An 11,598-nucleotide genomic window follows, 5' to 3' on the forward strand; every position below is an offset into this window, starting at 1 on the left:
ATCACAGACACCTCGTACCTGGTCGGGTTCCGACGGCTGTCTGCATAGCCGCCGGCCCCGACCAGGTACCCGCCCCCAAACGTGGACTACTTCGAGACCACGATCCGCATCGACGTGCCGAGCTGGCTCATCACCCGGATCTTCACCCCGGCATGCGGCACCTTCACGCCGTACGACGGGATCTTCGACGTCCAGAAACTCAACCGGTCATCGAAGGTCGGTACCGCGTCCTGGCCGCGCACGTAGTTCTTCTTACGGGCCACGGTGAGGTTGAACGAGTCCGACTTCTGCAACCCGAAGGTCGAGTCGTAGCTCTGCACCGTGCTCCGCCAGTACGCGCCGTCGAGCCGTACCCGCGGTTCCGGATTCGCATCGATCGGCAGCCACTGCCCCTCGCCGGGGTGTACGGCCGTCTCGTTGTTGTTCTGCGAGGTGTCCCAGTACGACACCAGCAGCCCGTCCTGGTACGGGTAGTGCTCGACCCAGTTCGGCCGCGGCGCCCCGACGAAGTTGTACGGGCCGTACTGCAGGTACCGGTTGAACGAGTTGTACGTGTAGTTCGACGCCAGGTAGTAGTTGTCGTAGTCGCGCGTCACCGACTCCCCGGACGGCTCGAAGCCGACCGCGGTCCACCCGTTCACGCCACTTTCGGCGCCGTCGGAGAGCAGCGTCTTGCCACCCGCCGTCAGCTTGATGTCGTCGGCGAAGAAACCCAGCTCATGCGTCGCCGCGTCCGTCGCATACCGGAATCGCAGGTCGATCGTCTTCCCCGCAAAGGCCGACAGATCGAATGACGCCGGCTGCCACCCCTTGCTGTCTCCGTCGATCCCGTTCGCCTCGGCCGCCTTGGTGATGCTGCCCGGGATCGCCTTCCAGCCCGACCCGTCGTTCACCTCGACGTACGCGTAGTCGCAGGCGTCCGCGCCACAGTCCTCGATCTTCCAGTTCGCCTGGAACGCCAGCGACGCCTTGCCTGCCGGGAGAGTGACCTTGCGGGTCAGCGTGTTCGACAGCTTGTCGCCCGTCCCGCTCCACCACGACTTGGTACCCGTGACAGGCTTGACCAGCTGCGTCGTCACCTTCTTCTTCGGCAGTACGACGACAACCCCCTGCGCCCGCTTCGAGTTGTACTCGTGCGGCCCGAGGTCGACCGTCTTGGTCTGCCCGGCCTTCACCGTCTCGTAGTCGAGCCAGCCGAGCTGCAGCTTGTCCCAGGTGCCGAGGTCCTGCGGCTTCAGCCCGATGCCGACGTCGCCCTTGGAGCCCGAGCGGGACTGCGACATCACGCTCCACCAGTTCACCGGGTTCTGACTCGGCTTGCCGGAGGTGTCGTAGTGGTCGGGCAGCCCCAGGTCGTGACCGTACTCGTGCGCGAAGACGCTGAGCCCGCCGTTCTCCGGCTGGATCGTGTAGTCGCCGATCCACAGGCCGGTGCTGCCGATCTGGGTACCGCCGAGCTTGTTCGCCGACGGCCCGCTGGTGTGGTTGCTGAAGGCGTACCAGCGGTGCGACCAGATCGCGTCCTCGCCCTGATGCGGGTCACCGTCGGCCTGGTCGCCACCGGCGTGCACGATCTGGAAGTGGTCGATGTACCCGTCCGGCTCGTTGAAGTTGCCGTCACCGTCGTAGTCGTAGCGGTCCCACTGGTCGTACGAGGCCAACGTGGACTTGATCTGCGCGTCGGTCTTGCCGGCCGCCTCCTGGCCCTTGACCCATTGGCCGACGGCGTCGCTGATCAGGTTCCAGGTGTTGCCGCAGATGTTGTCGTCGCAGGGGACGCCGTTGCTCCGCCCGTACCGCGCCTCGTTGTAGGGCACCTTCACCCAGTCCGAGACCGTCCCGTCGACGCTGTACCGGCCCGACGACTGCTTCTCGTAGTACGTCTTCACCGAGTCGCCCTTGCCGAAGTACAGCTGGCGATAGTGATCAGGCGAGTAGTCGGCCTGCCAGACGGTGGAGTTGTCGGTACTCCGGTCCGGCGCGGGGATCGCGTTGTGCAGCGGCCCGTCGTAGGTCAGCGGCCCGTCCGTGTTCGGGTCGGTGTCCTTGTCCGGGAAGTCCGGGTGCCGTTTGTTGCCGAACTCGGCCAGGATCACGAAGATCTTGTCCGTCTTCTCGCGCGCCAGCTCGACGTACTGGTCCTTGCGCTTGGCCGCGAGCTTGTCCTGGCCGCTGGTCGCCGGTACGTCGATCTGCCGGCCGACCCGGACCACCTTGCTGGCGCCGCGCTGCTCGACCTTCGCCGAACCGTTCAGCACATTGGTCAGAGCACGTTCGCGCAGGTCCCGGCGCTTGTCCTCGAGTGCGGTGGGTAGTTCGTCAGGTCCGGCCTTGACCGCGGCCGGTCCGCTGGGGGCATCACCGTCGGCCGGAGCCGGGCCGGCGACGGACTGCGGCAGCTGGCCGAGCCCGGTCAGCACCGCGAGACTCAAGACCCCGATGGCCGTCGTCCGTGCGGGTTCGAAGCGCACACATCCTCCTGGGGGTTCGCCGGCGCCGGCAGGCGCAGCGGCGGCCCCGCGCCGGACAGGAGCCGGTGGCAACTATCGAGCGCGAGGCTACCGCACCCAGGGTCACGGCCCGGTGACCTTGAGCGATGACACCAGCGGATGTCCGCTCTCCGTGCGGCGACCTGCCGCGGCGGTATCTTCACCGGATGAGCGCACCGTCCATCTCTCTCCGGCCGCCGACCGCCGACGAGTACGCCGTCTGGATGAAGCGCGGCTGCGAGGGCTACGCGGCTGATATCGGCCCGGCCCGCGACCTCGATCCCGCGACCGCGCTGGAGAGCGCGTACCAGGAGTTCGGCTCCCTGCTCACCGATGGCCTGGCGACTGAGAACCAGCTGGTTTGGCTGGCCTGCCATGACGGCGAGCCGGTCGGCAGCCTGTGGATCGGCACCCAGAAGGCGACCCCGTTCATCTACCTGGTCGAGGTGCTCGCGGACCAACGCGGCAAGGGGTGCGGCCGGGCGATCATGCTGGCCGGCGAGGAGGAGTGCCGCCGCCGCGGCTACACCCACCTCGCCTTGAACGTCTTTGGCGACAACAGCACCGCGATCGGCCTGTACGACTCGCTCGGCTACACCGTCGTCACCCAGGAGATGCGCAAAGCGCTCTAGCGCCGCCAGGCCAGCGATCGCGTCCTAGCGGCCGTTCGCCAGGTCGGCTACCGCGTCGAGGTGCTTCGGGGTCCAGCCGAGTTCGCGTTTGGCGCGGTCGCCGGTCATCCGCTGGTCGAGGGTGTAGGCCTCCGCGATCGGCCCCATCCGCTCGGCCGCCTCCGCCGCGGTCAGCTGCTCGAAGCTTCCCGGCCGACCGGCCGCTTCGGCCAGCGCCGGAGCCAGCTCCTTGAAGGGCACGCTCTGCGCCACCCCCAGATACAGCGCGCCGGCTGGCGCATCCAGCGCAAGCACGTACAGCTCGGCGATGTCCTCGACATGGACGAGCGTCGTGTGGTTCACCCCGTCATCGATCACCGGTACGGCGCCAGTGGCACGCGCCGGCTCGACGAAGAACGCCTCGATCAACCCGGCCGACCGTCCGTAGACGAGCCCGGGCATCACCAGCACCGGCCGCGATCTGCTGGTCGCCGTCGCCAGCACGCGAGCCTCGTTGTCCAGCCGCCAGGCCGTGATCGCCGGCGGCTTCATCTCCGCCGTCTCGTCGATCACGCCATCGGTGTCGCCGTACACCCAGACCCCGCCTGTATGGACGTACGCTCCACGTCCGTCGAGCCCGTCGAGCATCGCCTCGGCGGCGGCCAGGTCGATGGTGGCTGCCTCTGGACTGTTGACGGCGCCGAGGTGAATGACCCCATCCGCAGCCGCTGCGGCAGTACGGAGTACGTCGAGATCTGTCAGGTCGCCCACGACCGCCTTGGCGCCGAGCGCGGTGACCGTGTCGACGGCCTGCTCGCTGCGGGCCAGCGAGGTCACCTCGTGCCCGTGCCGGAGCAGCGCTTCGATCGTCGCGCGGCCGATGTAGCCGGAACCGCCGGTCAGAAATACCTTCATGTGTGTTCCTTTCTGTCCTCTCCAGCCTCCGTTCGTCGCGCTCCGTAGTCCAAGACCTGTTCTGCCGTCTGTGATACCTCTGGGGTATGAGCACCGCACCGGGCTGGTGGTTGCTGCACGTCGACATGGACCAGTTCATCGCCGCCGTCGAGATCCGGCGCCGGCCTGAGCTGCGCGGGCTGCCGGTCGTGGTCGGCGGATCGGGTGATCCCACCCAGGCACGCCAGGTGGTCGCCACCGCGTCGTACGAGGCGCGCGAGTTCGGCGTGCACTCGGGGATGCCGTTGCGGGCCGCCTTCAAGAAGTGTCCGGACGCGGTGTTCCTGCCGACCGATCCGGTCGCGTACGACGCTGCGTCGGCCGAGGTGATGGACACGCTGCGGTCGTTCCCCGTGATCGTGGAGGTGTGGGGCTGGGACGAGTGCTTCGTCGGCGCCTCGACCGATGATCCGGAGGCGCTGGCTCGGGAGCTGCGGGCCGCGGTACTGGAACGGACCGGGTTGGCGTGTTCGATCGGGATCGGCGACAACAAGGTGCGGGCCAAGCTGGCGACCGGCTTCGGTAAGCGGGACAGCGGGAGCGGTGCGGGGGTCTATCGGCTGACGGCGGACAACTGGGTCGAGGTGATGGCTCATCGACCGGTCCGTGAGCTGTGGGGTATCGGCAGCCGGATGTCGCAGAACCTCAACGAATTGGCGCTTTTCACCGTCGCCGACCTCGCGGCGGCCGACCTCGACGTGCTGACGAAACGGTTCGGTCCGCGGATGGGTGCGTGGTATCTGTCGCTCGGGCGTGGGCTCGGAGACACCGAGGTGACCGACGTACCGCGCGAACCGGTGTCGCGGAGTCATGAGGAGACGTTCGCGACTGATCTGGTCACGGCGGAGGAGGTCGCGCGGGAGTTGCGGCGGATCGCCGTGACCGTCACTCGTGAGGTGGTGGCGGAGGGGCGGAGCGTTCAGCGGATCGCGGTGAAGGTGCGGTTCACATCGTTCTTCACCCCGATCAAGAGCCGGAAGCTGCCCGAGATCACCCAGGATCCGGAGGTGGTCGCGGCGGCGGCTCTGGTCTTGCTGGAGAAGTTCGAACTACGCCGGCCGGTACGGCTGCTCGGCGTCCGCGTCGAGTTCCCGCGGGCCTGAACTTCTGCCGCTGCATCGGCGTCCAATGGGCATGTTCACCCGCGCAACCGTGATCGGCGCAATCCTCGCCGTGCTTGCCACCACCGGCATCGCCACAGCCGCCGTGGCTCACTCGCATTCTGCGTCGGACGGCGCTTGGACTCCGGTCGACGGGAACGCCACCCAGCCGGCGGTGAAGAAGCCGGCGACCGGGCAGTCGAAGCCTGCCGACAAGGTGCCCGCGCTGAAGGCAGCGCAGCTGCAGTACGAGCATCAGAGCTGGGGCGACCCGACGACCGAGGTCAACATGACCATCTGGGCTCCGAAGGGCTGGAAGAAGGTGAAGCTGACGCCGTTGGAGGCGAAGTTCACCAGCCCCAACGGCCTCTGGAACCTGCGGGTGAACGCCACCCAGACGGACCAGCTGCTCAAGGCCGCGACCGACAACAGGTACGCCCTGATCAAGGCGTCCGTCGAGGACTTCCACCTGATCTCCCGCACCACCGGCAGCATCCGGGCCACCAACGTGAACTACCAGAGCATGGTCTTCCACCACCAGACCCTCACCTACACCTACACGGACCCCACCCGCGGTCCTCGACTAGTCATCGACCGCTTCGTCTCACTGGGCACCAACCCGCACCCGCTCTTCGAAACCACCACCGGCGGCCGCCCCCAAGACGCCGCCGCCCTGGCGGCAGTAACCACCAAGGCAACCGAGGACTTCATCCGGCTGCCCTAGTCGAGGCGCTGACAAGACCGGCACAGGTGACAGACACCACCAACGCCCGACGCACGGACCAGCACGCACGCATAACCCCGCGAACCGGGTCCGCCACGCCGGGGATATCGCTTGCCTGGCAGGTTGTGCGTGCATGCATGGACGGGGAGGAGGCTGCCTTAGGTGAGGTTGTAGGTACGGCGGGCGGTGGCGCCGAAGATGGCGTTGCGTTCGGTGGTGGTGAGGGTGGAGGTCAGGTCTTCTGCTGCTTGGACTACTTCGGCGTAGGACGCGGCCAGGATGCAGACGGGCCAGTCTGAGCCGAACATGACGCGGTCGGGCCCGAAGGCGTCAAGTACTACATCCACGTAGGGCTGGAGGTCGGAGACCTTCCAGTCGGTCCAGGACGCCTCGGTGACCATGCCGGAGAGTTTGCAGGTGACGTTGGGTTCGGCTGCCAGGGCCCGGATGCCGCAGGCCCAGGGCTCCAGGTCGCCTCCGATGACCGGCTTGGAGATGTGGTCGACGACGAACGACAGTTGCGGAAGCGCCCGGACAGTTTTCAGAGCAGCTGGAAGGTGCGGAGTCTTCGTCAGCAAGTCGTAGACCAGACCGGCATCGGCGACCGCCGTGAGACCAGCTCGTACGTCGTCACGGCACAGCCAGCGTTCGTCGGGCTCGTCATGCACCTGGTGCCGGATGCCCTTCAGCCACTCGCCGTCCGGCCGTTGCTTCAACTCCGCCAGCGCATCGGCGACATCGGCCGCAGTCAGGTCCACCCAGCCGACCACACCGGCCACCAAGTCGTTGCTAGCAGCAACTTTCAGGAACTCCGGCGTCTCGGCTGCCACGCCGACGGTCTGCACCAGCACAGTCGACGTCACACCGGCCTCTGCGGCCAGCGGCGCAAGGTCGTCGATCGAGTAGTTGCGCCGGACCGGATCCAGCTCCGGCCCGACCATCCAGGTCTGCTCCCGGACACTCAGATCCCAGATGTGATGATGCGCATCGACCCTGCCGCTCATGCTGCTGTGGTTCCTTCCGCGTGGATGAGGCGGATGACCTGCTGGCTCATCGTGTCGTAGTCGTGGTCGTTGGCGACCTCGCCGCGGACCCGATGGTCGCGCATCACCACGACCCGGTCGGCCAGCGTGATCATCTCCGGCAGGTCCGAGGTGATCAAGAGGATCGCCAGCCCGTTGGCTGCTAGATCCCAGATCAGGGTGTGGAAGGCGTCCTTGGTCCGGACGTCGATACCGACGGTCGGCTCGTCGATGATCAGGATCTCGGTCTTCGCCGCAAGCCACTTGGCCAGCGACACCTTCTGCTGATTGCCACCCGACAGCGTGCCGGCCAGTTGCTCCGCCGAAGCGATCCGGATCCCGAGCTGCTCGACGTAGTCGGCGACCAGCGCCGATTCCGCCTTCTTCGGGACGTACGACAGCCCGGGGATCCGGCCGAGCCGCTTCAGCAGCCGATCCCAGACGGTGACCGCGATGTTGCGGCTGACCGACTGCTCGAGGAAGACGCCCTCCTCCTTGCGGTTCTCGGTGACATACCCGATCTTGTGGTTCTTCAGCGCGTCCCGCACGTTCTGGATCCGCACCAGCTCACCACGCACCCGTACTTCGCCCGCCGTGATCCGGTCCAGCCCGAGCAGCGCCTTGGCCAGCTCGCTCCGGCCGGCTCCGACGAGTCCGTAGAGCCCGACGATCTCACCCGGCCGGACGGACAGATCCACACCCACGTGGCCGGTCGCAGTACCGACTCCCGAGAGCTCCAGCAACGGCGCCGCCTCGGGGACAGTGCGCGGCGGCAGCGTGAGTGCCTCATGCACGCGACCGACCATCAGGTCGACGACCTGATCGCGCGTGAGGTCCGACAGAGCGCCCGACTCGAGCACCGACGAACCGTCCCGCAGCACGGTCACCGTGTCACAGATCTGGAAGACCTCTTCGAGCTTGTGGCTGACGAACAGCACCGATCGGCCGTCGTTCTTCAGCTTCTCGACCACCCGGAACAGCCGCTCGGCCTCGTTCGGCGTGATCGAGGCGGTCGGCTCGTCGAGCAGCAGCACCCGGCTCTCCACCGAGAGCGCCTTCGCGATCTCGACCAACTGCGCCTGCGCGACGGACAGCTCCGTCACGGGCAGGTCCGGGTCGAGGTCGAGGTCCAGCTCGGCCAGCCATCGCTTGGCCTCCGACCGGATCCGGCCGCGGTCCACCAGCCCGCGGGAGGTCGGCAGCTTCTGGAGCAGGATGTTCTCCCCGACCGTGAAGCCCGGGATCAGGTTGCGCTCCTGGTGCACCACACCGATGCCGGCCGACGCCGACTCGTGCGGCGACCCGAACGCGACCGGTTGGCCATCGAGCAGCAACCGCCCGCCGTCCGGCTTGTAGAGCCCGGTGATCACCTTGATCAGCGTCGACTTGCCCGCGCCGTTCTCACCCAGCAACGCATGCACCGAGCCCGCTTCGAGCTTCAGCGTCACGCCGTCGAGCGCCCGGACACCCGGGAACAGCTTGTCCACCTCGGAGGCTTCGAAGAGCGTCATGAGACACCTCCGGCCACGGCCGCGTCCGGCGCCTTGACGACTGTTCGTCGCTCTTGTCGACGGGTCCGCACCTGACCGAGCACGACCGAGCCGAGCACCACAGTGCCGACGACGAAGTTCACCCAGCTCGGTTCGAGTGAGAACTCGGCTCGGGCGGTGTCGACGAACCGCACGATGAAGGCGGCGAGCACCGTGCCGAGCACGACGGCCGAACCACCGGTCAGCAGGGCGCCACCGATGATCGGCGCCGCGAAGCTCGGCAGCAGCCAGTCGCCGCCGATGCTCTTGTTGACGCCGGGCGAGGACGCGATGGTCAGGATCGCCGCGACGCCGAGGATGGCGCCCGACAGGGTGTGCGCGATGATCACGGAGCGGTCGTTGGAGATCCCGGAAAGCCTTGCGGCGATGGGGTTCCCGCCCGAGGCTAGCAGTTGTCGCCCAGGCACGGTCCGGCGCAGCATCAGCGCCAGCAGCCCGGCCACCACCAACGCGACCAGGAAGATCAACGGGAGCACCCCGAACACGGCGTACGAGCCGAAGCTCTTCAGTCCTTGGGGATACGCGTCGACGGTCCGGGTGCCGACCAGTCTGTACTGGACGCCGAGCAGGACGGTCATCGTGGCCAGCGTGACGATGAAGCCGTTGATCCGGGTGAGCACGACGAGCAGCCCGTTGGCCAGGCCGGCCAGCGAGGCGAGCAGGAAGCCGATCAGCAATGCGAGCGGGACAGGCACACCGTGGTCGGCCATCAGCACGCCCATCGCGCACGCGGCGAAGCCGCCGACGGCACCGACGGCGAGGTTGAGTTGACCCACGGCTAGGACCACCATCTGAGCCAATCCGATCAGAACCGGCACCGCAAGGAACTGAAGCAGCACTCGCAGTGAATTCGCCTCGAGCAGATCGCCGTGCGAAGCGATCACCAGGAAGACGAAGAACACCACGCCGATCACCAGCAAGGTCATCTCAGTAGTCCGCGCGAATCTCAGCAGGGACTTCATCGTTCCTTCACCCCCTGCCGGTCGGACAGCACGGTTCGGAAGCGGTCGGTCGAGAGCGCGACCAGCAGGATCAGGCCGAGGTAGATGTTCAGGCTTTCGAGCCCGACGCCCAACAGATCAAGGCCCTTCCGGATCACCGTGGTGAGCGCGGTACCGAGCAACGTCCCCCAGACGGAGATGAACCCGCCGGCCAGCAAGGTCCCACCGAGGATCGGCCCGAGGAACGACGGCAGCATGAACTCCTCGCCGATCGTCGCCTTGATCGACCCGGTGCTCACCGCGAGCATGAAGCCTGCCAGGGCCGCCAGGCAGCCCGACATCGCGTGCGCGGTGATCACCCGGCGGGCGGTCGGGATGCCCGACAACTCGGCCGCCTTCACCGACGTACCGGTCATCAGCAGCTCACGGCCGAGCTTGGTCCGGCTGTAGATCCAGCCGACCACGACCATCGCGATGACGGCGAACATCGCCAGTTGCGGCACCGCGGGCGATCCGCAGACGTTGCCGATGCAGACGTCCGCCAGCGAGTAGTTGCGCAGCTCGCGCATCCCCGGCGGCTTGGTGACGAAGGCGGCGTTGTCGGTCAGCCCGGTGTAGACGAGTGGGATCAGGCCGAGCAGCAGGAAGTCGAGCGCCAGCGTGACGACGAAGGAGTTGACGCCGGTCCGGGCGATCACCCAGCCCGCGAGCGCGCCGATCGCAGTACCGGCGATCAGGCCGACCAGCAGGCCGGCGTACAGGCTGAAGTGCCACAGGTCGTACGAGATGCCGGTGATCATCATCGAGAACGCCGCCATCCGGCCGACCGCGAGGTTCATGTGGCCGATCGACAGCACGCACATCTGGGCCAGGCCGACCACGGTGAACATCGCGATGTCGCGCAGCAGCGGGAAGACGACGAGCTGCTGGTTGAAGAACGCCGGACGCAGGATCCCGAACAGCGCTGACAGCGCGACGACGAGGATCAGCAGCCCGATCCGCTGGTTCGCCCACCACGGAGTACGACCGCCGCGCGGCTGCTCGACCGGGGCATCCGGTTCCTGCAGGGCCGCGGTGGCCGTCTCCGAGACGGGTGCACTCACGAGACTCGCCGGTCGTCGATGGCGTCGCGGTCCCAGTCGATCCCGAGTCCGGGTTCGTCCGGCGCGACGGCGTGCCCGTCGGCGATCTCCATCTCGGACTTCGTGATCGCGCGCAGCTGCGGGATGTGTTCGACGTACCGGCCGTTCGGTACCGCCGCCGTCAGGCTGACGTGGAGCTCCATCAGGAAGTGCGGGCAGACCTCGAGGTTGAAGGTCTCGGCCAGGTGCGCCACCTTCAGCCACGGAGTGATGCCGCCGACCCGGGCGACGTCGACCTGGACGATGCCGGCCGCGCCCGAAGCGACGTACTCGCGGAACTGCGAGATGGAGTACACCGACTCGCCGACCGCGATCGGGATCGAGGTCGATTCGGCCAGCCGAACGTGTCCGGTCAGGTCGTCGGCGGGCAACGGCTCCTCGAACCAGCTCAGATCGAGCGGCTCGAACGCCCGGGCCCGGCGCTTCGCCTCGGCGTACGTCATCGACTGGTTGGCGTCGACCATGATGTCGAGCGCGGGCCCGACGGCATCCCGTACCGCCGACAGCCGCTCGAGGTCCTCGTGGACGCGTGGCTTGCCCACCTTGAGCTTGACCCCGGGCCAGCCGGCCTTCTGCGACTCGAGCGCGCCGGCGACGAGCTGGTCCGTTGTCAGGTGCAACCAACCGCCCTCGGTGTCGTAGAGCGGTACGCGCTGGCGGAACCCGCCCGCGAGGCGCCAGAGCGGCTCGTCGGCCCGGCGGCAGCGGAGATCCCACAGAGCGGTGTCGACGGAGGCCAGCGCGAGCGAGGTGATCGCGCCGACCGTGGTCGCCCGGGTGGAGGCGAACAGGTCGTACCAGATCGCCTCTACGTTGCGGGCGTCGGCGCCGATCAGCCGGGGCAGCAGGTGATCGCGCAGCATCGCGAGGATCGACGTACCGCCGTTGCCGATCGTGTAGGAGTAGCCGAGCCCGACGTACCCGTCAGTGGTCTCCAGCTCGACGAAGACGGTCTCCTGCTTGAGGAACGCCTGCACCGCGTCGGTCCGGACGGTCTCCACCTCGAGATCGACCAGGAACGCCTCGGCGCGACTGATGGTTGTCTTGGGCAAGGTGTGCACTCCG

Annotated in this window: 10 protein-coding genes; 3 read left to right on the forward strand and 7 right to left on the reverse strand. The window is 67.5% G+C overall.

Features of this window, described 5'->3' with window-relative positions; translation table 11 throughout:
* Nucleotides 1-86: 86 nt before the first annotated feature.
* A complete protein-coding gene (locus AB0M15_RS32260; protein ID WP_363826565.1) occupies nucleotides 87-2,471 on the reverse strand; it encodes an immune inhibitor A domain-containing protein in 2,385 nt (794 codons plus the stop codon).
* Nucleotides 2,472-2,656: 185 nt separating this feature from the next.
* Here AB0M15_RS32260 and AB0M15_RS32265 point away from each other — a divergent pair, with 185 nt between their 5' ends.
* Complete coding sequence (locus AB0M15_RS32265; RefSeq protein ID WP_363826568.1) at nucleotides 2,657-3,121, forward strand: GNAT family N-acetyltransferase; 465 nt, start codon at nucleotides 2,657-2,659, stop codon at nucleotides 3,119-3,121.
* A 24-nt stretch (nucleotides 3,122-3,145) separates the two neighbouring features.
* On the opposite strand, the gene AB0M15_RS32270 is transcribed toward AB0M15_RS32265, so the two are convergent.
* Nucleotides 3,146-4,015, reverse strand: a complete 870-nt coding sequence (locus tag AB0M15_RS32270; protein WP_363826571.1) for an NAD-dependent epimerase/dehydratase family protein — start codon at nucleotides 4,013-4,015, stop codon at nucleotides 3,146-3,148.
* A gap of 86 nt (nucleotides 4,016-4,101) precedes the next feature.
* Between AB0M15_RS32270 and AB0M15_RS32275 the strand changes: the two genes are divergently transcribed.
* Together AB0M15_RS32275 and AB0M15_RS32280 are read left to right on the forward strand one after the other, a co-directional pair.
* The gene (locus AB0M15_RS32275) at nucleotides 4,102-5,157 is read left to right on the forward strand and encodes a DNA polymerase IV (RefSeq protein WP_363826574.1); all 1,056 of its coding nucleotides are present in this window, start codon (nucleotides 4,102-4,104) and stop codon (nucleotides 5,155-5,157) included.
* A gap of 31 nt (nucleotides 5,158-5,188) precedes the next feature.
* Nucleotides 5,189-5,878: a hypothetical protein gene (locus AB0M15_RS32280; protein ID WP_363826576.1), complete on the forward strand. Its 690-nt coding sequence runs from the start codon at nucleotides 5,189-5,191 to the stop codon at nucleotides 5,876-5,878.
* Between the two features lie 158 nt (nucleotides 5,879-6,036).
* Here the strand turns inward: AB0M15_RS32280 and AB0M15_RS32285 are convergent, their stop codons facing one another.
* The 5 genes from AB0M15_RS32285 to AB0M15_RS32305 are packed head-to-tail and all read right to left on the reverse strand — an operon-like array spanning nucleotide 6,037 to nucleotide 11,594.
* On the reverse strand, nucleotides 6,037-6,882 hold the full coding sequence (locus tag AB0M15_RS32285; protein WP_363826579.1) for an amidohydrolase family protein: 846 nt from the start codon (nucleotides 6,880-6,882) through the stop codon (nucleotides 6,037-6,039).
* The gene (locus tag AB0M15_RS32290; protein ID WP_363826584.1) at nucleotides 6,879-8,411 is read right to left on the reverse strand and encodes a sugar ABC transporter ATP-binding protein; all 1,533 of its coding nucleotides are present in this window, start codon (nucleotides 8,409-8,411) and stop codon (nucleotides 6,879-6,881) included. Before AB0M15_RS32290 ends, AB0M15_RS32285 begins: the two co-directional genes overlap by 4 nt.
* Nucleotides 8,408-9,412: an ABC transporter permease gene (locus tag AB0M15_RS32295; protein ID WP_363826587.1), complete on the reverse strand. Its 1,005-nt coding sequence runs from the start codon at nucleotides 9,410-9,412 to the stop codon at nucleotides 8,408-8,410. Before AB0M15_RS32295 ends, AB0M15_RS32290 begins: the two co-directional genes overlap by 4 nt.
* Nucleotides 9,409-10,494 carry an ABC transporter permease gene (locus tag AB0M15_RS32300; RefSeq protein WP_363826590.1) on the reverse strand — a complete coding sequence of 362 codons (1,086 nt, stop codon included), beginning with the start codon at nucleotides 10,492-10,494 and terminating at the stop codon, nucleotides 9,409-9,411. Before AB0M15_RS32300 ends, AB0M15_RS32295 begins: the two co-directional genes overlap by 4 nt.
* Entirely contained in the window at nucleotides 10,491-11,594 is a 1,104-nt protein-coding gene (locus AB0M15_RS32305) for a mandelate racemase/muconate lactonizing enzyme family protein (protein ID WP_363827176.1), read from the reverse strand. The genes AB0M15_RS32300 and AB0M15_RS32305 overlap by 4 nt, the downstream gene beginning before the upstream one ends.
* Between the last annotated feature and the right edge of the window lie 4 nt (nucleotides 11,595-11,598).

The organism is Kribbella sp. NPDC051718 (assembly GCF_040681515.1).
GTDB lineage: Bacteria > Actinomycetota > Actinomycetes > Propionibacteriales > Kribbellaceae > Kribbella.

Coding starts and splice junctions, on each gene's coding strand:
- AB0M15_RS32265 (WP_363826568.1), top strand. CDS start 2,657: ATGAGCGCACCGTCCATCTCTCTCCGGCCGCCGACCGCCGACGAGTAC.
- AB0M15_RS32270 (WP_363826571.1), bottom strand. CDS start 4,015: ATGAAGGTATTTCTGACCGGCGGTTCCGGCTACATCGGCCGCGCGACG.
- AB0M15_RS32275 (WP_363826574.1), top strand. CDS start 4,102: ATGAGCACCGCACCGGGCTGGTGGTTGCTGCACGTCGACATGGACCAG.
- AB0M15_RS32280 (WP_363826576.1), top strand. CDS start 5,189: ATGTTCACCCGCGCAACCGTGATCGGCGCAATCCTCGCCGTGCTTGCC.
- AB0M15_RS32285 (WP_363826579.1), bottom strand. CDS start 6,882: ATGAGCGGCAGGGTCGATGCGCATCATCACATCTGGGATCTGAGTGTC.
- AB0M15_RS32290 (WP_363826584.1), bottom strand. CDS start 8,411: ATGACGCTCTTCGAAGCCTCCGAGGTGGACAAGCTGTTCCCGGGTGTC.
- AB0M15_RS32295 (WP_363826587.1), bottom strand. CDS start 9,412: ATGAAGTCCCTGCTGAGATTCGCGCGGACTACTGAGATGACCTTGCTG.